General features: G+C 54.9%; 18 protein-coding genes, 1 pseudogene and 1 riboswitch. Of the genes and pseudogenes, 9 read left to right on the top strand and 10 right to left on the bottom strand.

Going from position 1 to position 22184, the window contains the following annotated elements; all coding sequences use genetic code 11:
• Positions 1 to 78: 78 nt before the first annotated feature.
• The 3 genes from ftsN to priA all read right to left on the bottom strand — a co-directional run bounded on the left by ftsN (position 79) and on the right by priA (position 4471).
• Complete coding sequence (gene ftsN, locus ABRZ28_RS20740; RefSeq protein ID WP_319606080.1) at positions 79 to 891, bottom strand: cell division protein FtsN; 813 nt, start codon at positions 889 to 891, stop codon at positions 79 to 81.
• A gap of 81 nt (positions 892 to 972) precedes the next feature.
• A complete protein-coding gene (gene cytR / locus ABRZ28_RS20735; RefSeq protein ID WP_319606079.1) occupies positions 973 to 2016 on the bottom strand; it encodes a DNA-binding transcriptional regulator CytR in 1044 nt (347 codons plus the stop codon).
• A gap of 259 nt (positions 2017 to 2275) precedes the next feature.
• Positions 2276 to 4471, bottom strand: coding sequence for a primosomal protein N' (gene priA / locus ABRZ28_RS20730; RefSeq protein ID WP_330521402.1), 2196 nt, complete (start codon positions 4469 to 4471; stop codon positions 2276 to 2278).
• A 257-nt stretch (positions 4472 to 4728) separates the two neighbouring features.
• Here priA and rpmE point away from each other — a divergent pair, with 257 nt between their 5' ends.
• Positions 4729 to 4944 carry a 50S ribosomal protein L31 gene (rpmE, locus tag ABRZ28_RS20725; protein WP_048636604.1) on the top strand — a complete coding sequence of 72 codons (216 nt, stop codon included), beginning with the start codon at positions 4729 to 4731 and terminating at the stop codon, positions 4942 to 4944.
• A gap of 60 nt (positions 4945 to 5004) precedes the next feature.
• Here rpmE and ABRZ28_RS20720 read toward each other — a convergent pair whose 3' ends face one another.
• The 4 genes from ABRZ28_RS20720 to metJ form a co-directional block, all read right to left on the bottom strand.
• Positions 5005 to 6009: a FecCD family ABC transporter permease gene (locus ABRZ28_RS20720; protein WP_319606077.1), complete on the bottom strand. Its 1005-nt coding sequence runs from the start codon at positions 6007 to 6009 to the stop codon at positions 5005 to 5007.
• Positions 6006 to 6962 carry an ABC transporter substrate-binding protein gene (locus ABRZ28_RS20715; protein WP_330521401.1) on the bottom strand — a complete coding sequence of 319 codons (957 nt, stop codon included), beginning with the start codon at positions 6960 to 6962 and terminating at the stop codon, positions 6006 to 6008. The genes ABRZ28_RS20720 and ABRZ28_RS20715 overlap by 4 nt, the downstream gene beginning before the upstream one ends.
• A gap of 22 nt (positions 6963 to 6984) precedes the next feature.
• Complete coding sequence (locus tag ABRZ28_RS20710; protein ID WP_330521399.1) at positions 6985 to 7782, bottom strand: ABC transporter ATP-binding protein; 798 nt, start codon at positions 7780 to 7782, stop codon at positions 6985 to 6987.
• Between the two features lie 331 nt (positions 7783 to 8113).
• The gene (metJ, locus tag ABRZ28_RS20705; RefSeq protein ID WP_319606074.1) at positions 8114 to 8431 is read right to left on the bottom strand and encodes a met regulon transcriptional regulator MetJ; all 318 of its coding nucleotides are present in this window, start codon (positions 8429 to 8431) and stop codon (positions 8114 to 8116) included.
• 185 nt (positions 8432 to 8616) lie between these two features.
• Here metJ and metB point away from each other — a divergent pair, with 185 nt between their 5' ends.
• The 3 genes from metB to metF all read left to right on the top strand — a co-directional run bounded on the left by metB (position 8617) and on the right by metF (position 13435).
• Positions 8617 to 9777, top strand: coding sequence for a cystathionine gamma-synthase (metB, locus tag ABRZ28_RS20700; RefSeq protein ID WP_330521398.1), 1161 nt, complete (start codon positions 8617 to 8619; stop codon positions 9775 to 9777).
• Between the two features lie 2 nt (positions 9778 to 9779).
• Positions 9780 to 12215, top strand: a complete 2436-nt coding sequence (locus ABRZ28_RS20695) for a bifunctional aspartate kinase/homoserine dehydrogenase II (RefSeq protein WP_330521397.1) — start codon at positions 9780 to 9782, stop codon at positions 12213 to 12215.
• A gap of 326 nt (positions 12216 to 12541) precedes the next feature.
• Positions 12542 to 13435, top strand: coding sequence for a methylenetetrahydrofolate reductase (metF, locus tag ABRZ28_RS20690; RefSeq protein ID WP_319606071.1), 894 nt, complete (start codon positions 12542 to 12544; stop codon positions 13433 to 13435).
• Positions 13436 to 13690: 255 nt separating this feature from the next.
• On the opposite strand, the pseudogene ABRZ28_RS20685 reads toward metF, so the two are convergent.
• Positions 13691 to 13935 (bottom strand): annotated as a pseudogene (locus ABRZ28_RS20685) (glutathione peroxidase); the annotation flags it as partial.
• A gap of 158 nt (positions 13936 to 14093) precedes the next feature.
• On the opposite strand from ABRZ28_RS20685, the gene oxyR reads away from it, so the two are divergent.
• Complete coding sequence (gene oxyR / locus ABRZ28_RS20680; protein ID WP_319606070.1) at positions 14094 to 15011, top strand: DNA-binding transcriptional regulator OxyR; 918 nt, start codon at positions 14094 to 14096, stop codon at positions 15009 to 15011.
• Here the strand turns inward: oxyR and sthA are convergent.
• On the bottom strand, positions 14994 to 16394 hold the full coding sequence (sthA, locus tag ABRZ28_RS20675) for a Si-specific NAD(P)(+) transhydrogenase (RefSeq protein WP_330521430.1): 1401 nt from the start codon (positions 16392 to 16394) through the stop codon (positions 14994 to 14996). The genes oxyR and sthA overlap by 18 nt on opposite strands.
• A gap of 199 nt (positions 16395 to 16593) precedes the next feature.
• Between sthA and fabR the strand changes: the two genes are divergently transcribed.
• On the top strand, positions 16594 to 17223 hold the full coding sequence (gene fabR / locus ABRZ28_RS20670) for an HTH-type transcriptional repressor FabR (RefSeq protein ID WP_330521396.1): 630 nt from the start codon (positions 16594 to 16596) through the stop codon (positions 17221 to 17223).
• Positions 17224 to 17249: 26 nt separating this feature from the next.
• Positions 17250 to 17636, top strand: coding sequence for a YijD family membrane protein (locus tag ABRZ28_RS20665; RefSeq protein WP_330521395.1), 387 nt, complete (start codon positions 17250 to 17252; stop codon positions 17634 to 17636).
• 37 nt (positions 17637 to 17673) lie between these two features.
• Here the strand turns inward: ABRZ28_RS20665 and trmA are convergent, their stop codons facing one another.
• A complete protein-coding gene (gene trmA, locus ABRZ28_RS20660; RefSeq protein WP_330521394.1) occupies positions 17674 to 18777 on the bottom strand; it encodes a tRNA (uridine(54)-C5)-methyltransferase TrmA in 1104 nt (367 codons plus the stop codon).
• Between the two features lie 130 nt (positions 18778 to 18907).
• Positions 18908 to 19136, top strand: a riboswitch (cobalamin riboswitch).
• Positions 19137 to 19202: 66 nt separating this feature from the next.
• Between trmA and btuB the strand changes: the two genes are divergently transcribed.
• Together btuB and murI are read left to right on the top strand one after the other, a co-directional pair.
• On the top strand, positions 19203 to 21056 hold the full coding sequence (btuB, locus tag ABRZ28_RS20655; RefSeq protein WP_330521393.1) for a TonB-dependent vitamin B12 receptor BtuB: 1854 nt from the start codon (positions 19203 to 19205) through the stop codon (positions 21054 to 21056).
• Complete coding sequence (murI, locus tag ABRZ28_RS20650; protein WP_330521392.1) at positions 21001 to 21858, top strand: glutamate racemase; 858 nt, start codon at positions 21001 to 21003, stop codon at positions 21856 to 21858. Before btuB ends, murI begins: the two co-directional genes overlap by 56 nt.
• The last annotated feature ends 326 nt before the right edge of the window (positions 21859 to 22184 follow it).

The following is a 22184-nucleotide window of genomic DNA, read 5'->3' as shown; positions in this document are numbered from 1 at the left end:
TCCCCGTTACCGAATAAAAAGACCCCCGCTGACCGCGGGGCATACTTGATTTTATAGATGGGGATGACGTGGCGTTTTTCAACCCCCGCTGGCGAGCGGAATGCAACTGGATGTCCCTATCTCCTTGAGACGCTGTAGCATTTTGTCGGCGGCCGCCCGATTATTATAGGGGCCGAGGATGATCCGGTTCCATCCGCCATTGGAGGTAATCCGGCTTTCGATACCGGCAAACGCCAACTGCGCCCTGACCGATTCGGCCGGATCCATACTTTTGAATGACCCGCACTGCACCATCCAGCGCTGCGGTTTTTCTTTCGCGGGTTCAGGCTGCTTCACCGCTTCCTGCTTCGGCGTCTCGGGTTTTGGCGCGACGGCGACCGGCGTCCGGGTCGCCGGCGGCGGCGTGATTGTCCTGGTTTGTTCCGGCGGCTTGATGGTGACCTGCGAACGCGGTATCTGCGTTTGATCGTTATAGGGTACTTCAGAGAGTTGCGTCGGCTGGCGACGCATGTCGGACTGCATCTGCTCCAGCAACTGGCGTTGTTCATCGGTCAACTGCGCCGGCGACTGGATCCCGCCGCCGGAGGACGGTTCCGTGGGGGCAGATACGCCCAACTGACGGTTTTCCAGTTCCTTGATATAGCGCCAGCGTTCTTCCGGCTTGGGCGGCAAGCCGTTGCCTTTGCCTGTATTCTGATGTGGCAATACCGGCGATTCCGCCGGTTTGTTGTGGGCGATGAAGTAGAGTCCGCCCGCAAAGGTGACCAAAACAGCGACAGCCAGCGCTATCATGGTTTTGGACATGCCTGACGCGTTGCTTTTTCTCCGGCTGTTTGTCTTTTTCCGACGCGTATTGGAACGCCCCCGGCTGACGTAGTCTCTTTGTGCCACTGTCGTTTCGCTGTGAATTGAATAAATTAATTAGGATGCCATGTTACTGAACACTAAAATATTTGACCAGCTCCTGAAGTCTTAAAGCCGGTTGCGGGAATAATTTAGCGCCGCCGTGCTTTCCCGTATGACCAATTCGCTGGCCAGCAGTCGGGAGCCGCTGTGTACCCGATGCCCGTGCAGTTGCTCTAATAGCAGCAACATCGCTTCGTGTCCGAGCTGGTAACGCGGCTGCGCCACGGTGGTTAATGATGGCGAACAGTACTGAGCCTGCAAGATATCATCAAAACCGACTATTGAGATATCGCGCGGTATATCCAACCCCATTTTTTTTGCCTGTGAAAGCACGCCGATCGCCATGATATCGCTATGGCAGAAAATGGCGCTGGGAGGGGAAGGGTGTTTCATCAGGGCGATCAGACCATTGACCCCGGTTTCATAGGTAAAGTCGCCCCGAATAATATATTGGTTATCGACGGCGACGCCACTGCGGCGCAGCGCCTGAATATAACCCTGTAGACGATATTGGCTCAGGTGCATATGCTCGGGGCCGGCAATGCAGGCGATACGCTGATGGCCTAACTGTTGCAAATAGTGGACGGCCTCAAAGGACGCCGTCAGATTATCAATATGGACGGTCGGTAATTCCAGTTCCGGCGCGAACTCATTGATCATCACCATCGCCGGCAGATTTCGCTGCTCTTCTTTGCTCGCGTCAAACGGCAGATTTGAGCCAAGCAGCAGCATGCCGTCGATCTGTTTGGTAATAATTAAATCGACAAACGTTTTCTTTTTCTGATGCTGATGAGCGCAATCGCCAATCAGCACCAGGTATCCATGTTCAGCCGCGGCTTCTTCGATCCCCCGGAAAATATCGGCAAAGAAGGGATCGCAGATATCGGGAACAATAGCCAGGATGGTTCGTGACTCATTGCGTTTCAGGCTTCGGGCCGAGGCGTGGTGCGAGTATCCTACAGCAATGACCGCCTGTTCGATTTTTTGTCGTGTTGTCGCGGACACTTTTTCCGGATTCATCAACGCGCGGGATACGGTGGCCGTCGATACGCCGGCCTTATCCGCCACGTCTTTCATCGTTGCTGTGGTGATGCCTTTCTTCTGCTCCAACGCTATTCTCCTTGCGTCAGCCTGAACTGGCGCTGTCGAGCGGCAGCGCTATCAGCCTTCAGACTGTGGTTACAGACTGTCATTATCAATGACAGCATTCATGGGTATTATTCGGTTTGTTTAACGCCGTCCTTCAGAATACTGCTTTTCGCGCGTAGTCTTAACAGATTGCGCGCAAATTTTGCTGCTTAATTTGCATAACAAGTGTGATTGATGTCGGTTTCTGGACGCGTTTCGCAATAGCGACGCGCCGAACGCGTTAACTGTCGGTTGGATCGACATCCAATACCCACTTCACTTTGCGCGCTTGCGGCAGCGTGCCGATTAGCGGTATCGAACTTCTGACCAACCGTTGCAATAAAGCCCGAGAGGGATGTTGCAGCAGCAACTGCCAGCGAAAACGTCCCGCCCGTTTAGGCTGTAGCGCCGGCACCGGACCCAGCAACCAGAGCGATTCGTCCCGCAACGGACTGCTCTCCAACAGATTTTTGAGCTGTTGCAGAAATAACGCCGCCTGCTGATTATCATGATCGTCGGCGCGAAATAAAATGTGATTGGTATAGGGCGGCAGAAAAACGCTCTTTCTCTCTTTCAACGTCTGGCTGGCGAAGGCGTCATAGCCTTGTTGCAGCAGGATTTGCAGCAACGGGTGTTCGGGATGATGCGTCTGCAACACCACTTCGCCCGCCTTGCCCGCGCGTCCGGCGCGCCCTGACACCTGGGTGTAGAGTTGGGCGAAACGCTCGGCGGCGCGAAAATCGGCGGAAAACAGCGAACTGTCGACATCCAGCAGCGCCACCAGCGTCACGTTGGGAAAGTGGTGGCCTTTGGCCAGCATTTGCGTGCCGATCAGAATACGGGCGCCGCCTTGCCTTACCTGCGAAAGCTGCTGTTCGAGCGCGCCTTTGCGGCTGGTGGTATCGCGGTCAATGCGCGTAATCGGTATGTCCGGGAATATCGGCGTCAGCACCTGTTCCAGTCGCTCGGTTCCCATGCCGACCGGCAGCAGATTGGTCGATCCGCATTGCGGGCATTGATCCGGCACCGGGCGATGGCTGTCGCAATGATGGCAGCTCAGAATGTGCTGCTGCTGATGCAGCGTGTAATAATGGTCGCAGCGCGGACACTCGGCGATCCAACCGCATTCGTGACACATCACCACCGGGGCGAAGCCGCGTCGGTTGAGGAATAAAATGACCTGATTATCCTGCGCCAGATGGCGGCGGATACGGCTAATTAACGGTTGAGACAGTCCGGCGGTAAGCGGTTGCCCCTTTAAATCCAGAATGTGCTGGCTGGCTAAGCGGGCGTTGCCCGGCCGTTTGCTGAGCGTCAACTGCCGATATTTACCAATCTGGACGTTATAGAGCGTTTCCAGCGCCGGCGTCGCCGTCCCCATCACGATCGGGATATCTTCTTCTCTGGCGCGAAAGACCGCCAGATCGCGCGCATGATAGCGCCAGCCGTCCTGCTGCTTGTAAGAACCGTCGTGTTCTTCATCAATGACGATCAGGCCCAGCCGCGCAAATGGCGTGAACAGCGCCGAGCGGGTGCCGATGACGATCGCCGCTTCGCCGCTGCGGGCGCGGAGCCAGACGGCGAGCCGTTCGCTGTCGTTTAAACCGGAATGCAGCACGTCGACCGGCGCATTGAAGCGTTCACGGAAGCGGGCGATGGTCTGCGGCGTCAGACCAATCTCAGGCACCAGCACCAACGCCTGTTTCCCCTCGGCCAATACGTTTTCCAGTACGCTGAGGTAAACCTCGGTTTTCCCGGAGCCGGTGATCCCCGCCAGCAGCCAGGCGGAGAAATGTTGATCTTCACTGCGGATAGCCCCGACGGCGGTCGCCTGTTCGGTGTTGAGCCGTAGCCGGTCGCCCGACACGCTGAAATCCTTGCGCCAGTCGCGAACGGCTTGCTCGGCGGCCTTTAAATCGCACAGTCCTTTTTTACGCAGCGCTTGCAATGCGGTTTCCGTCAGTCCGGTTTCGCCGACCTGATGGCGATAAAGCGGCGCCTGAAGCAAGGCGGCCAGCGCCTGTTGCTGTTTGGGCGCGCGCTTCAGCGAGTCCAACGGCGTGGCTTTACCCTGTTCGGTGGCGAACCATTGCCAAAGCGGCGCCCGGTGCGCGGGTTTCCCCTGACGCAGCAATATCGGCAGGGCATGGAACAACACCTCCCCGATCGGATAGTGATAATAGTCCACCGCCCAGATTAAAATGCGCCACAGGCTGGGCGGGAATAGCGGCCGATCGTCCAGTATGGCGTGTATCGGTTTGAGCTGTTCGACGGGCAATTCGCTGGATTCGCTGATGGCGGCAATCAGGCCGATGGCCTTGCGGTTGCCGAACGGCACGCTGACCCGCACGCCGGCCTGGGGTTCGACGCCCGCAGGCAGGATATAATCGAATGTACGTGCCAATGGCACGGGGAATGCGACCTGAGCGACAGACATGACCTCTCCGACTGGGTTCAGAATATGGCGATTTTAACCAACCGCGGCATAGGCGTGAATTACGGCAAGGCGCTAGTGTACATGTTGCGCATGATAATGTGTTGCTGCGATTGCATCGGGTGGTGAGTTTCTGTATGATTCGCCGCCATTATACTGCGTTGTATAATGGTTGATTGACTCAACTTCTTAACTCAACTTTCGTGTGGTGTCTGGCGGAACAGGGCTGGATAGCGACACGGCCTTAACAGAGGTTTCCCATGAAACAAGGTATTCACCCGAATTATGTTGAAGTTACTGCAACTTGCTCTTGCGGTAATGTTATCAAAACCCATTCTACCGTGGGCCACGACCTGAACCTGGACGTTTGCAGCGCTTGCCACCCGTTCTACACGGGCAAACAGCGTGTCGTTGATACCGGTGGTCGTGTTGAGCGCTTCAACAAGCGTTTCAGCGTACCGGGCGCGAAAAAATAAGTTTTGCCCGCTCGGCAGTAACAAAGGCACCTTCGGGTGCCTTTGTTGTTTCTTAAACCTCTACTGACGTTTAAGCAGTAACCCCAGCACAAAAACGCCGCCGAGGCCCGCGGTAATGATCCCGATAGGCAACTCTTGCGGCGCTAGCAATCGACGGCTGAGTACGTCGCCGCCGCACATCAACATCGCCCCCAGAATGGCCGTTAGCGGTAATAGCCGACGGTGGAGCACGCCGCTCAGCGGCCGCGCCAGATGCGGCACCATGAGCCCGACAAATCCAATCACGCCGGTAAGCGCCACCAGCAGCGAGGTGGCGAAAGCGCAGCAGATAAACACTTCGATGCGCAGGCGAGCGGTGTTGATGCCCAGGGAAGCCGCGGTTTGTCCGCCGGCCAGCAGGCCATCAAGCGAGCGCCAGCGCAAAATCGTCAGAGCAAACAACAGCAACACGCTGACCAGGGCAAAAGGCAGGTTGTCCCAACGGGCCAGACCCAGCCCGCCAAGTGACCAAAAGAGGATGGAGCTGGCCGCCCGCTGATCGCCGGAAAACACCAGATAGTTGGTCAGCGCGCCGAACAGGAATGAAATCGCCAGTCCGCAGATAATCAGGCGTTCCGCGCCGCGCGCCTGTTGCAGTAAAAACAGCGCGATAACGGCGATGGCCGACAGGATCCCGCCGCTGAACGCCGCTGTCGGCAGCGCCCAATCCCCCAGACGTTCGCCAAAACGGGTAATGACGGCCACCGCGCCGGCGGAAGCCCCCGCGGACAGGCCGAACAGAAAGGGGTCGGCCAGATCGTTGCGAGAGACCGTTTGTAAAAACGCGCCGACCATCGCCAGCCCGGCGCCGGTCAGCGCCGCCAGCAGGCTGCGGGGAACGCGCAGCTCCAGTATGATGCGTGAAATCATCGGGGAGACCTCGCCTGAGGAGAGCCCCAGCGCCGCCAATACCTGCGATAGCGGAATCGCCGTGCTGCCGGCGGCGATGCTGAACAGCATCAGTCCCGCCAGCAACAGCAGGGCGCAGAATAGCGTTAACGCATAGCGCGATCCGACGGGTATCACTTAAAGGCGTCCGGATACATGGCATGCGCCAGTTTGACGATCGCCGCGATATTGGCCGGTCCCGGCGTAAGCTCCGCGTATTGCAGTTTCAGGTAGCGATGATTTTGTACCGCCGGGGTATATTTCATCAGCGGATGCGATTCCAGGAACTGCCGTAGCGCCGATGCGCCGCTGCCGGTTTGGTAATCCAGCAGAATGATAAAATCCGGTTCGGCGGCGGCCACGCTTTCCCATGAGGTGGTCGCCCAACTGGTTTCCATGCCGTCCATCACATTTTTGCCGCCCGCCGCTTCAATCATGGCGGTCGGGATGGCGAATTTGCCGCTGGTGAAGGGTTTATCCTCGCCGGAGTCATACAGGAACACCTTCAGTCTGGGCCGCTGACCGATTTGCGCCTGGAGGTCGGCAACCTGCTTTTTCCAGTCGTCGACCAGCGTCTGCGCCTGTTCCTGTTTACCAAACACCTGACCTAACTTCAGCATGTCGCCATAAAGCAGGTCCATGCTGGAGCGCGGACGGTTTTGCGTGGTGAACACACAGCTTTCGCTCAGCACCAGCGTTTGAATATCGTATTTTTTCAGCGTTTGCGGCGTGACTTCGCCGCCGACTTTCATTCCGTAATTCCAGCCGGCAAAAAAGAAATCCGGCTGCGCCGCCAGCAGGTTTTCCAGCGTTGGATATTTCGCCGCCAGTTCAGGGATCTTCCCCTGCCGTCGGGTAAATTCGGGGGGCGCCTTGTACCAGCCGGTAATGCCGGTCAGGCCGACGATATTCTTTTGCAGGTCTAGGGCGAACGCCATTTCCGCCATATTGAGGTCATGGATCACCGCGCGTTGCGGCGCCTGGGTAAACGTCAACGGCTGGCCGCAGCTGTCCACGGTGACCGGAAAACCGGAAGCCTGCGTCCAGAAGGACGCTAGCGCCAGTAATCCCAATAACCTGTTTTTTTTCATTATGATTCCTCTGGAGTCGTGATCAGATGGTTTTCGGTGCTTCAAAAATACGTAACGGCGATCCGGTCACCGGGTGGGTAACGGTAAAACTTTCCATACCAAAAACGCGGCGAATACAGTCTGCCGCCAGGGCGTGTTCCGGCGTACCCCAACGCACCAGTTCGCCCTGCTGGAGTACGGCCACCCGGTCGGCGAAAGGCGCGACCAGCGGCAGATCGTGCAGTACGGCCACGGTGGCGATCCCCCGGCTGCGCACCAGCGAAAGCAGTTGGGCGCGGGCTAACGGATCGAGGTGGTTGGTCGGCTCATCCAGCAGCAGCAATTGAGGCGTCTGGGCGAACGCGCGCGCCAGATACGCGCGCTGCCGTTCGCCGCCGGATAAGGTACCCAGCGGACGACGGCGCAGGGAGATCAGACCGGTATCCGTCAGGGATTGCTCAATAATGTGATGATGCTGTTCCGGCGCGCCGTCGCCATGATGAGGAAGACGGCCTAGCGCGACATACTCCTCAACCCGCAGGCGTAAATCCGGCGTGTCGTTTTGCGCCAGAATGGCGATGCGTTTGGCGCGTTCCTGACGGCTGAACGCGTGAAGCGCTTTACCGTTAAGATAAACGTTTCCCGTTTCGGGAGTCAGTTCGCTGGTCAGCGTGCGCAACAGCGTCGACTTGCCGCTGCCGTTGGGGCCGATAAGCGCCAGGCATTCACCGCGGTGGATGGAGAGTGAAATATCGTTGAGCCGGGGGGGATGATACGCACCCGCTACCGTCACATTCTTAAGCTGCAACAGCACATTGCGGTCTTGAATAGAGAGAGTCATTGCGTGGTGCTACCGTAAAATAATATCGTTATGTTATAACATACCAATGCAGTATCGTCATTACTAACTGGTCAGCGGGAATTATTATCAAAACTAACGCGTAGCTTCTTGATCCAGGCACCATTTCACACGGTTTTTCCTGGAAAAAGCGCATCGGCGACGCTGCTTACAAGCGCGAACCCTGCCATGAATATCGGCGCTATATCAGAAATGGCCTGATGTCGCGGGCGATGTTGGATTTGGCGGCGGAGATAGGCTGGCGATATGTCAAACACTAGGCTGGAACGGCGGTTAAACCGTTGCCAGCTAATCTTGTGAAAAGAACGTGGATTCAGTAGTCCCACGTATCAGGATCGATCCCCATCTCGCGCATGATGATTTTGGCGGCTTCGGGAATTTCATCACTGCGCTCTTTGCGTAAATCTTCATCGTTTGGCAGCGGCTGGCCGGTGAACGCGTGCAAAAAGGCTTCGCACAGCAGCTCGCTGTTGGTTGCGTGACGCAGATTGTTAACCTGACGGCGGGTTCGCTCATCGGTTAATATTTTCAATACCTTAAGAGGAATAGAAACAGTAATTTTCTTAACCTGTTCGCTCTTTTTTCCGTGTTCAGCGTAGGGGCTGACATACTCGCCGTTCCACTCAGCCATGGGATACCTTAAAAATAGTCGTAAGAAGACAGCAATCTGTCATGAAATAGCACGATTCTAGCGGTTATTATGCTTATGCTCAATCTATACGCAAAGAAGTTTAGAAGTCTAGATGTATTGACGTCCAAGTCAACTGGGTTTACTCTTTATTCCCTACTTTCAGCTTCCAGCCAGGAAAAGAGCAGATGACGCGTAAACAGGCTACCATCGCAGTTCGCAGCGGGTTAAATAATGACGAGCAATACGGCTGCGTTGTCCCCCCTATTCATCTTTCCAGCACGTATAACTTTACCGGATTCAATCAGCCAAGGGCGCACGACTACTCCCGCCGGGGTAATCCAAGCCGCGATGTGGTTCAGCGCGCGCTGGCCGAACTGGAAGGCGGCGCGGACGCGGTGATGACCAGCAGCGGCATGTCGGCCATTATGCTGGTGTGTACGGTCTTTCTGCGCCCCGGCGACCTGCTGGTCGCGCCGCATGATTGCTATGGCGGCAGCTATCGTCTGTTCGACAGCTTAAGCAAACGCGGCGCGTTTCGCGTCAAGTTTGTCGATCAGGGCGATGAAGCCGCGCTGAAGACGGCGCTGGAAGAGAAGCCGAAACTGGTGTTGGTGGAAAGCCCGAGCAATCCTTTGCTGCGCGTGGTGGATATCGCCGCGATCTGTCAGGCGGTGCGTGAAGCGGGCGCCGTCAGCGTGGTGGACAACACTTTCCTGAGCCCTGCCTTACAGCAGCCGCTGGCGCTGGGCGCGGATTTGGTGCTGCACTCCTGCACCAAATACCTGAACGGCCATTCCGATGTGGTCGCCGGGGCGGTGATCGCCCGCGATGCGGAAACCGCTACCGAACTGGCCTGGTGGGCGAACAATATCGGCGTAACCGGCGGCGCGTTTGACAGCTATCTGCTGCTGCGCGGTCTGCGTACGCTGGGGCCGCGCATGGCCGCGGCGCAACGCAATGCCTTACAGCTGGTTGAGTATTTACAGCAACAGCCGCTGGTGAAAAAATTATATCATCCTTCGTTGCCGCAAAATCCCGGTCACGAGATTGCCCGTCGCCAGCAAACCGGTTTTGGCGCGATGCTGAGCTTTGAGCTGGACGGCGACGAAGATACCCTGCGCCGCTTCCTGGCATCGCTGGAGCTGTTTACGCTGGCGGAGTCGCTGGGCGGGGTGGAAAGCCTGATTTCCCACGCGGCGACGATGACGCACGCGGGAATGGCGCCGGAAGCGCGCGCCGCCGCCGGGATTTCAGAAACATTGTTACGTATATCAACCGGGATTGAGGACGGCGACGATCTGGTCGCCGATCTGGCGCGTGCATTTCAGGCCGCAGCGAAGGGGTAAGCATGAGTGCATCAGGAGTAGCGGAAACAGTAACCGGCCGGCAACTGCACAAATTCGGCGGCAGCAGCCTGGCCGATGTGAAGTGTTACCAGCGCGTCGCCGGTATTATGGCCGAACACAGCCAGCCGGGCGATTTAATGGTGGTTTCCGCCGCCGGCGGCACCACCAACCAGCTCATCAGTTGGTTAAAGCTGAGCCAAAACGATCGTCTTTCCGCGCATCAGGTTCAGCAGGCGTTGCGCCGTTATCAGAGCGAGCTGATCGCCGGATTATTACCTCCTGAAGCGGCGGATCCGCTGACCAGCCTGTTTATACGCGATCTGGAGCGTTTGGCCGGGCTGCTGGACGGTAAGATCAGCGATGCCGTGTATGCCGAAGTCGTCGGCTACGGCGAAATTTGGTCGGCGCGTCTGATGGCCGCGCTGCTTAACCAGATGGATATTCACTCTTCCTGGCTGGATGCGCGTGATTTTCTGCGCGCCGAGCGCGCCGCGCAGCCCCAGGTGGACGAGGCGCGCTCCAGACCGCTGCTGCAACAGCGCCTGGAACAACATAGCGGACAACGTCTGGTGGTTACCGGGTTTATCTGCCGCAACGAAGCGGGGGAATCGGTGTTGCTGGGGCGCAACGGCAGCGACTATTCCGCCACCCAAATCGGCGCGCTGGCGGGCGTTGAGCGGGTGACCATCTGGAGCGATGTCGCCGGGGTTTACAGCGCGGATCCGCGTAAAGTCAAAGATGCCTGCCTGCTGCCGCTGCTGCGGCTGGATGAAGCCAGCGAACTGGCGCGCCTGGCTGCGCCAGTGCTGCATACCCGGACATTGCAACCGGTATCCGGCAGCGATATTGATTTGCAACTGCGTTGCAGCTACCAGCCCGAGCAAGGTTCTACGCGTATTGAACGCGTACTGGCGTCGGGTACCGGCGCCAAAATCGTCACCAGCCATGACGATGTTTGTCTGATTGAAATTCAGGCGGCCGCGGGACAGGATTTCCCACAGATGCAAAAAGACGTCGAGCAGTTACTGAATCGTTCGCAGATTAAACCGCTGGCGACGGGAATTCATCACGACCGTAACCTACTGCAACTGTGTTACACCACGGAAGTGGTCGACAGCGCCTGGCAACGACTGAGTCAGGCCGGGTTATCGGCACAGCTGACCCAGCGTGACGGTCTGGCGCTGGTGGCGATGGTGGGGGCCGGCGTTTGCAATAATCCTTTGCATAGCCACCGTTTTTACCAACAGTTGAAAGATCAGCCGACAGAGTTTATCTGGCAATCGGAAGACGGCATCAGCCTGGTGGCGGTGCTGCGCGTCGGGCCGACGGAACATCTGGTTCGCGGGCTGCATCACTCGTTGTTCCGCGCGGAAAAACGCATCGGTCTGGTGCTGTTCGGCAAGGGAAACATCGGTTCTCGCTGGCTGGAGCTGTTCGCCCGCGAACAGTCGCACCTTTCCGCCCGTACCGGGTTTGAGTTTGTACTCGCCGGCGTGGTGGACAGTACCCGAAGCTTGCTGAACTATGACGGACTGGACGTCAGCCGGGTGTTGGCGTTTTTCGACAGTGAAGCGCAGGAGCGTGATGGCGAAGACCTGTTTCTGTGGATGCGCGCGCACCCCTATGATGATTTAGTCGTACTGGATGTGACGGCCAGCGAATCCGTGGCGGATTTGTATCTCGATTTCGCCAGCTACGGTTTTCATGTGATCAGCGCGAACAAGCTGGCAGGGGCGTCCGGCGGTAATAATTACCGTCAGATTCGCGACGCTTTTGCCAAAACCGATCGTCATTGGCTATACAACGCCACGGTCGGGGCGGGGTTGCCGGTGAACTTCGCCGTGCGCGACCTGAGGGAAAGCGGCGACAGCATTCTGGCGATCAGCGGTATTTTTTCGGGAACGCTGTCGTGGCTGTTTCTGCAATTCGATGGTTCAGTGCCTTTTATGGATCTGGTGGATCAGGCTTGTCAGCAGGGACTGACGGAGCCGGATCCGCGCGTTGACCTCTCGGGGCAGGATGTGATGCGTAAGCTGGTGATCCTGGCGCGTGAGGCGGGATATGAGATTGAGCCCAGTCAGGTACGGGTTGAATCGCTGGTGCCGGCGGGTTGCGAGGAAGGTTCCGTCGATCAGTTCTTTGAGAATGGGGAATCGCTGAACGAGCAGATGTTGCAGCGGCTGGAGGCGGCTCAGGAGATGGGCATGGTTCTGCGCCATGTCGCGCGCTTTGACGCCAATGGCAAGGCTCGCGTTGGCGTCGAGGCGGTCAGGCCCGATCATCCGCTGGCTTCCCTGTTGCCGGGCGACAATGTGTTTTCGATTGAAAGCCGCTGGTATCGGGATAACTCATTGGTGATCCGTGGTCCGGGCGCCGGACGGGATGTCACAGCCGGCGCGATTCAGTCGGATTTGAACCGCCTGGCGCAGCTGCTTTGATCGAAAAATAGCGATTCTTAACCGTCGTTTTGGCAAATCGTGCGCGCAGTTGTCGGCGCACACGATAGCTTGCGTTACTCAGCTTCACATTGCTCCGCGTTCATCTGTTTTCGTCCGCTCTGCCTTGCAAGTCGGTTTCCATCAGCGCATACGCCGTTCATCGACGATGATGAGCTTTTTTCATATACGATGAATAATCATCAGCATGCTGGCGGGTAAAAAGATTGACTCTTTGGGTGGATTGCGTCATTTTTTATATAGACGTCTAAACGTATAGACGGTTATGAGAACGATAACAATAGCACTGGTTAATAGGATAGGCAGGTATGAGTTTTTTTCACGCAAATCAGCGGGAAGCGCTGAATCAGAGTCTGGCGGAATTGCAGGGACAGATTAATGTGTCATTTGAATTTTTCCCTCCGCGCACCAGCGAGATGGAAGAAACGCTCTGGAACTCCATTGACCGGCTGAGCAGCCTTAAGCCGAAGTTTGTTTCCGTGACCTACGGCGCCAATTCGGGTGAACGCGACCGAACCCATAGCATCATCAAAACCATTAAAGAACGCACCGGGTTGGAAGCGGCGCCGCACCTTACCTGCATCGACGCCTCTCATGAACATTTACGCGAGATCGCGCAGGATTACTGGCAAAGCGGTATTCGCCACATTGTGGCATTGCGTGGTGATTTGCCCCCTGGCGGCGGCAAACCGGAAATGTATGCCGCCGATCTGGTCGCGTTGCTGAAAGACGTGGGTGATTTTGATATTTCCGTCGCCGCCTATCCGGAAGTTCATCCCGAAGCCAAAAGCGCTCAGGCGGACCTGATTAATCTGAAGCGTAAGATTGACGCCGGCGCCAATCGGGCGATCACCCAGTTCTTTTTTGATGTGGAGAGCTATCTTCGCTTCCGCGATCGCTGCGTGTCCACCGGTATTGATGTTGAGATCGTACCCGGAATTCTGCCGGTTTCCAACTTCAAGCAGCTACAGCGTTTCGCCACTATGACCAATGTACGCGTACCGAACTGGATGACGTCGATGTTTGAGGGGCTGGATAACGACCCTGAAACCCGCAAAATGGTCGGGGCGTCTATTGCCATGGATATGGTGAAAATTCTGAGCCGCGAAGGCGTAAAGGATTTTCATTTTTACACCCTCAATCGCGCCGAATTGAGCTATGCGATTTGCCATACGCTGGGGGTACGCCCGGCGGTCGGCTGAACGAAGAGATGCTGCGACAAAACGTTGGAAATGTGCAAAACGTCGTTATTAACTTTAAAACCCTGCCGGCGCAGGGTTTTTTTGTGGTTATCTCTCTGCAAAAATCTTTGCGGCGGTTTGTTTTCTTATTCTTAAAAAATGATGCCATTCAGTTTTATACACCGATATTTCCCAACAATTATTTAATTATCCTCTTTTATTGTGGTTAATTGCGATATTTTCCTTGTTATAAAAAATTCCTTAAACATCCGCCTTAAATGTGTCGTTAATAGCAGTACACAAAATGCGATTAGTGCCAAATTGCTTGAATACGCCCGCTAACTCGTTATAGCGTGGCAGATGGCCGGAGGATCTGGCCGCTAAAAGCCTCTGGTGAAGAAAAAGTAATGGCCGTTTTATCATTGAACAACGCGTTTGTCGTAACCCCAATTCGTTGGTCGTCCTTGCGCGTATGGGGAAGTCATCTGTGGATTTTGCTTACCTTTCCGGCTGGGCGGCATCAAGCCGACTGATTAAGAGTAAAAGTGTGGTGTTATCTGGGTAAAAATAAACTGATACGCTTCGATGGAAAGCATGATTCATTTGAATATTGATAGGGAAAACCATCTGTTGCTAATCTTTCTATCGTTAATTGCTATCATGATAAGGAGAATAATAAATGAATATTCGGGATTTAGAGTATCTGGTGGCGCTAGCAGAACATCGTCATTTTCGGCGTGCCGCAGACTCTTGCCACGTTAGTCAGCCGACGCTCAGCGGACAAATCCGTAAGCTGGAGGATGAGTTGGGCGTGATGTTGCTGGAAAGGACCAGTAGAAAAGTATTGTTTACCCAGGCGGGTTTATTGCTGGTTGAACAGGCGCGCACGGTATTACGCGAAGTTAAAGTATTGAAAGAGATGGCCAGTCAGCAGGGTGAAACGATGTCAGGGCCGTTGCATATCGGCTTGATCCCGACCGTCGGCCCCTACCTGTTGCCGCAGATCATTCCGATGCTGCACCGCACATTCCCCAAACTTGAAATGTACCTGCATGAGGCGCAAACCCATCAGCTTCTGGCCCAGTTGGACAGCGGTAAGCTCGATTGCGCTATCCTGGCTCTGGTGAAGGAGTCTGAAGCCTTTATTGAAGTGCCTTTGTTCGATGAACCGATGAAACTGGCGATTTATCAGGATCACCCCTGGGCAAACCGGGAACGCGTGGCGATGGCCGACCTGGCCGGCGAAAAATTACTGATGCTGGAAGATGGGCATTGTCTGCGCGATCAGGCGATGGGATTCTGTTTCCAGGCCGGCGCGGACGAAGATACGCATTTCCGCGCCACCAGTCTGGAAACGCTGCGAAATATGGTGGCGGCGGGCAGCGGCATTACGCTGTTGCCGTCGCTGGCGGTGCCTCATGAACGCGAACGGGATGGCGTGTGCTATTTGCCGTGTCATAAACCCGAGCCGAAACGCACCATTGCGCTGGTCTATCGCCCCGGCTCGCCGCTGCGCGGACGCTATGAGCAACTGGCCGACACCATCCGCGAGCATATGCAGGGCTACATGGAAAACGCGTCAAAACAGGCGGTTTAGTCCATTCAGCGCCGCAACCCGATAGGCTTCCGCCATGGTCGGGTAATTGAAGGTGGTATTAACGAAGTATTCGATAGTATTGCCTTCACCCTTTTGTTCCATAATCGCCTGGCCGATATGAATAATCTCCGCCGCCCGCTCGCCGAAACAATGAATCCCCAGTATCTGTTTCGTTTCGCGGTGGAATAGGATCTTCAGACTGCCCACGTTCATACCGACAATCTGCGCGCGCGCCAGATGTTTGAACTGCGCGCGGCCTACCTCATAGGGAACCTTCATCGCCGTGAGCTGCTGTTCGGTTTTCCCCACGGAACTGATTTCAGGAATGGTGTAAATCCCAGTGGGAATATCCTCAATCAGATGGGCGGCGGCATCCCCTTTGACGATCGCCTGCGCGGCAAGACGCCCCTGGTCGTAGGCGGCGGAGGCCAGACTGGGATAACCGATGACGTCGCCGACGGCGTAAATATGCGCCAGTCCGGTCTGGTACAGGCTGTTGACTTTTATCTGCCCGCGACTGTCGGTGCTTAGGCCGATATTTTCCAAACCGAGCGTTTCCGTGTTGCCGGTGCGTCCGTTGGCGTACAGCAGGCAATCCGCCTTCATTTTTTTGCCGGACTTGAGATTAACGATAACGCCATCCTCCACCCCTTCAATACTGTCGAACTCTTCGTTATGACGGATCACCACGCCATTGTTCCAGAAGTGGTAAGAGAGCGCGTCCGACATCTCCTGATCGAGGAAGGCCAGCAGGCGATCGCGGGTGTTTATGAGATCGACCTTGACGTTGAGGCCGCGAAAGATCGACGCGTATTCACAACCAATCACGCCCGCGCCATAAATAATGACGTGCCGTGGTTCGTGGTCGAGCTGCAAAATGGAATCGCTGTCGTAGATCCGGGAGTGGCTGAAATCGACTTCGCCGGGGCGATAGGGCCGAGAGCCTGTGGCGATGATGATATTGGCCGCCGTCAGCGTGTCGTGAGTGTTGTCCGGATAGTGAACGGCAAGGGTATGTTCATCAATAAAACGGGCTTCGCCAGAGAGCAGAGCGCATTGGTTACGTTCATAAAAACCCTGGCGCATTTGGGTTTGCTGGCCGATAACGCTGTCGGCGTGGCGCAGAATATCGGAGAAAGAAGAGCTGATGATGCGCGCGTTGTCGCTGTAGAGCGGGTTCTGGTTAAACTCGATAATACGGCTGACGGCATGGCGAAGCGCCTTCGAGGGGATGGTTCCCCAATGGGTGCAACCGCCGCCGACATTGTAATGCCGCTCAATCACCGCAATTTTCGCCCCTTGTTTGGCTAATCCCATGGCGGCGCCTTCACCGCCGGGGCCGGAACCGATAACGATGGCGTCATAATCGAACTGTTTTGGTATGGTCATTGTAGGGTAACCTGTTCTATACAAAACAATAACGTGATTGTAACATCCGCCGGGGCGGAACCCAATAATTCTTATGTTGGTGATGGAAACCTATGATCACATTTTTAATATGACAAACTTTGTCTCAGTATGCTGACAATAAAGTTTGCTATAGTGATTTTTTGGCAAGGAAACGGATGATTTGGGCAGGATAATGGGTGTCAGAGCACAACAAAAAGAACGGACGCGTCGTTCCCTCATTGAGGCGGCATTCAGCCAATTGAGCGCGGAGCGCAGCTTTGCCAGCCTGAGTTTGCGTGAGGTCGCGCGTGAGGCCGGTATCGCGCCGACGTCTTTCTATCGCCACTTTCGTGATGTGGACGAACTTGGGCTGACGATGGTCGATGAAAGCGGGCTGATGTTGCGTCAGTTGATGCGCCAGGCGCGCCAGCGGATTGCCAAAAGCGGCAGCGTGATCAAAACGTCTGTCTCGACCTTTATGGAATTCATCGGCAACAACCCTAATGCCTTTCGACTGTTATTGCGTGAACGTTCAGGGACTTCCGCCGCGTTTCGTGCGGCTGTCGCGCGTGAGATTCAGCATTTCATTGCTGAACTGGCCGACTATCTGGAGGTCGAAAATCATATTCCACGCAGCTTTGCGGAGGCGCAGTCGGAAGCGATGGTCACTATTGTTTTCAGCGCCGGCGCGGAAGCGTTGGATGTCGGTCTGGAACAGCGCAAGCAACTGGAAGAGCGGCTGGTATTGCAACTGCGCATGATTTCCAAAGGCGCTTATTACTGGTACCGGAGAGAACAGGATAGTGGAGCAAGCACGTCGTAAATCACAGGCACGAGAAGAGAAAAGCTATGACAGAACAATCCCAGTATCATTATCGACAAAAAGGAACGCTGATTTTGGCGTTGGTCGCAGGTTTATCCGTTAACGGTTCATTTTCGGCGTTATTCAGCGCACTGGTTCCGTTTTCGATATTTCCTCTGATTGCGCTGGTGTTATCCATATATTGCCTGCATCAGCGTTATATGAACCACAGCATGTCTGAAAGCGCGCCGTTGCTGGTGGCCGCCAGCTTCCTGCTGGGATTGTTGCTTTACAGCGCCATCGTTCGGGTTGAATACCCTGCCATTGGCTCAAATTTCATTCCTTCGATTCTTTGCGTGGCGCTGGTGTTGTGGATTGGCTTCAAGCTGAAATCCCGGGCATCGGCCAATGAGGGCGATACCTCGGAAGTATGAGACGCAGGCAGGCGGTTAAGCCTGCCGGAGCATGCGCTTACGGCTGTTTCTCCAACAGTACGCCGCATTCCATGTGGTGGGTGTAAGGAAACTGGTCGAACAGCGCCAGTCGGCTTATGCGATGGGTTTTCGTCAGCGTTTGCAGGTTATGGCACAACGTTTCCGGGTTGCAGGAAATGTAAAGAATGCGCGGATAAGCCTGCACCATGTTAAGCGTTTCCGGATCCAGCCCGCTACGCGGCGGATCGACGAAAATGGTTTCGCAGCGATAATCCGTTAACTCAATGCCTTGTAATCGCTTAAACTGACGAACGCCGTTCATGGCCTGGGTGAACTCTTCCGCCGACATGCGAATAATCTGCACGTTATCAATGTGATTGGCGGCAATATTATATTGCGCGGCCGCGACGGACGGCTTGGCGATTTCGGTCGCCAGCACGCGGTCAAAATTGCGCGCCAGCGCCAGCGAAAAATTCCCATTGCCGCAGTACAGCTCCAGCAAATCCCCGGTTGCATCTTGCGTTGCGTCCAGCGCCCATTCCAGCATCTGAATGTTCATGGTGGCGTTGGGTTGGGTGAAGCTGTTTTCCACCTGCCGATAAATCATCTCGCGGCCGGCGATGGGCAGACGCTCGTCAACATAATCCCGATCCAGGCAAATCTTGGTTTTGGTCGCCCGGCCAATCAGTTGGATCTGGAAACCCTGCGCGCGCAATGCGTCCCGCAGCGTAATGGCATGCTGTCGCCATTCATCATCCAATGCCCGGTGATACAACAGGGAAACCACTATCTCGCCGCTCAGTGTGGAAAGGTAGTCAATCTGGAACAATTTGCGCCGCAAAACGGGGTTGGGGCGCAGGGCGGCAATCAGCACTGGCATCAGTTGGTTTATTAACTCACTGGCGGCCGGAAAGCTATCGACGCGAATACGCTGCTTGGTCTGTTGATCAAACATGATGTGGTAAAGGTCGTCGTCGTCATGCCAGACGCGAAACTCGGCGCGCATGCGATAGTGGCTGGCGGGAGAACGAAATACCGCGGGTTTTGGCGCATTGAATGATGCCATCATGTTGCTAAGACGTTCTGTTTTCTGTGCTAGTTGGTTGTCGTATTGTTCAACGGGCAGGTTCTCTGGCGTCATGGTTTTCTCATCTGAATGGCATCAAAAAGGGCTTTGTTAGCCGGAAAATCCAGGCGATCCGGCTGGGAAGTCCAGTTTCGTAATGTTATTACTCTGTAATGAAATAAGAGACTAGACCTCCGGATAGCGCGATCGTAGCATGAAAATTCGGCCTTTTATTACAAGTTAAAAGGGAATCCAGTGTGAATCTGGAGCTGACGCGCAGCGGTAAGGGAAGTCCGAGCGATAGCATGATGCAGACACTGTCTTGTTAAAGATGGGAAGTCATCGCTCTGTGTTGCTACGAATGGTTGTGACCAACCGTCAGAGACGTAGCGACGGCCCCAAGCCCGAAGACCTGCCGGTATACGTCGCAGTAACCACGATCGCGTGCTATTTATCGTGGTAATGCGGCATCCTGATATATGATTTTGGATGCTCGACTCATGTTTAATAAAACCTTGCTGCTGGCAGCGCTCCCTGTCACAGCTTTTTCCGCCTGGGCGCAAGACAGTGCTTCACCGCAAAAGAATACCGATGAGCTGGTCGTTACGGCGAGCCGGTTCCCTCAACCCGTTTCCTCCGTTCTCGCCCCCATCGATATCGTTACCCGTGATGATATCGACCGTTGGCAGGCGAAAAATGTATTAGAAGCCATGCGTCGGTTGCCGGGCGTGGATATTGTGCAAAATGGGGGCATAGGGCAGTCAAGTTCAACCTTTATCCGCGGAACCAATTCAAGCCATGTACTGGTGTTGATTGACGGCGTCCGTCTTAATCAAGCAGGCGTATCCGGTACTTCAGATCTGAACCAGATCCCCATTTCCCTTGTGCAGCGCGTTGAATATATCCGTGGAGCGCGCTCCGCAGTTTATGGCTCAGACGCCATCGGCGGCGTCATCAATATCATCACAAGCCGTGATAAGGCAGGCTCGACGATTTCCGCCGGCATAGGATCCCATGGATATCAATCTTATGACGGCGCGACGCAACAGACGCTGGGGCAGAACACGGTCATTACGGCAGCAGGCAATTACACCTATACCAAAGGTTTCGATGTGGTTGCCGGCTTGCCGTCGGGCTCCACCGCTCGCCAGCCAGATACCGATGGTTTTATGAGTAAATCGCTCTGGCTGGATATTGCTCACCAATTTAGTGAGCAACTGGGCGGCTTCGCCCGCGTATACGGCTTTGACAATCGTAGCGACTACGATGGTTATAGTGACTGGAGTCACCCAGGCGTGGTTGCGGATACGCGTCAAGTTTATGGTCGTAGTTATTACACCGGCCTGCGTTTTCATGAAGGGATTTACGCCTCGCAGCTAACCGCCAGTTACAGTCGAAGCAAAGATTATAATTATGACCCCGCCTATGGGCCGTATTCGGCGTCAGCCACGCTGGATGATTCCGATCAGTACAACGTGCAGTGGGGAAATACGTTTGCTGTCGGAACGGGAAATCTCAGTACCGGCGTCGACTGGATGAAGCAATCGATTGAGCCCGGCACCGCCTCTATTTCTCAAAGCAAGGATATACGCAATACGGGCCTTTACTTAACGTCTCAACAGCAGATTAAGTCTGTCATTGTAGAAGGCGCAGTCCGTAGCGATAACAACTCGCAGTTTGGATGGCATACGACCTGGCAAGCCAGCGCTGGCTGGGAGTTTATTGATGGTTATCGTTTGATCGGATCCTATGCGACGGCCTTCAAGGCGCCCACTCTGGGACAGCTTTATGCCGCCTCTACTTATTATTCAGGAAATGCTGACTTGAAACCTGAAGAATCACAGCAGTGGGAGGGCGGCATTGAGGGATTAACGGGGCCGCTTTCCTGGCGGTTATCTGCATATCGTAATGAAATTGATAACCTGATTAATTTTTCAAACAACAGTTATTACAATATTGGTAAAGCAAAAATCAAAGGCGTTGAATGGACGGGGACTTTTGTCACTGGGCCACTGGAACATGAATTAACGCTGGAATACCTTGACCCGCGCAACGCCAAAACCAACGAGGTGCTGGTGCGGCGAGCCAAACAGAAAGCTAAGTATCAGCTTGGATGGAATGTTTATGATGTCGATGTTGATATGATTTACCAATATAGCGGCAAACGGTTCGACACGGGCAATAGCCGTCTGCCCAGCTACAGCACGGTCGATCTCGCCGCTTCATATCCCGTCACCCCGCAGTTAACCGTTCGTGGTAGAATCGCCAACCTGTTTGATAAAGATTACGAGACGGCATATGGCTACCGTACGGCAGGGCGAGAATACTATCTCACCGGAAGCTATACCTTCTGACCTGCCAGCCCGACCTACCGTGCTGGTGTTTGATTCCGGCGTAGGCGGGTTGTCTGTTTATGATGAGATCCGGCAGCTATTGCCGGATCTGCACTATATCTATGCTTTCGATAATGAAGCATTTCCTTATGGCGAAAAGCCGCAGCAGTTTATTATCGATCGCGTCCTTAACGTTGTTACGGCGATTCAGCAACGTCACCGGCTGGCGCTGGTGGTGATTGCCTGCAATACCGCCAGCACCATCTCTCTTCCCGCTTTGCGCGAGCGTTTCGCTTTTCCGGTGGTCGGCGTTGTGCCTGCGGTTAAGCCTGCCGCCAAGCTGACGCGTAATGGAGTTGTCGGCTTGTTGGCCACGCGCGCGACCGTACAGCGGCCCTATACGCATGAGCTTATCGCCCGCTTTGCCAATGACTGCCGGATATTGTCGTTGGGATCTGCTGAATTGGTAGAGTTGGCGGAAGCCAAACTTCAGGGAAACAGTATCGCCACGAAAGACCTGCAAAAAATCTTGCGCCCGTGGCTACGACTGCCGGAACCGCCAGATACCGTCGTACTCGGATGTACGCATTTTCCGTTATTGTCGGAGGAGCTGCATTTAGCGTTGCCAAACGGTACTCGTTTGGTGGATTCGGGGTCGGCCATTGCCAGAAGAACGGCGTGGCTGATCGCCAATCTTGAGCAGGCGCCGGTTTCAGCGGAAAAGAATCTGGTTTATTGTCTGGCGATCACGCCTAAAGTGGCTACGCTTTGGCCGGTATTACAGCGTTATGGCTTTGCATCGCTGGAAAAACTACCGCTTTAATAGCCTTATGGGTAAATAATAAGCGCTTGATGATTTTTTTGCATTTAGCGCTTGTAAGCCGGCGGGAAGTCCCTATAATGCGCTCCCACTGACACGGCAACGGCGATTACGCGGTTGTGACGACAGTAAGAAGTCAGGCAATAATCACTTGACTTCACAGCGGAATTGCATAATATATGCGGCCCGCGCCACGGGATATCGTGGCACTGCTCTTTAACAATTTAATCAGACAATCTGTGTGGGCACTCACAAGACCTATCGGCTGACGATATAAAAAAGTCTTGAAGAGTGACTAGCAGTAAATTCATTACGAATGAACAGTTACT

It is taken from the genome of Brenneria sp. g21c3, assembly GCF_040240345.1.
In the GTDB taxonomy this organism is placed as follows: Bacteria; Pseudomonadota; Gammaproteobacteria; order Enterobacterales; family Enterobacteriaceae; genus Brenneria.
The sequence above is the reverse complement of the archived record's forward strand: the minus strand, read 5'-3'. Positions and strand labels throughout refer to the sequence as shown.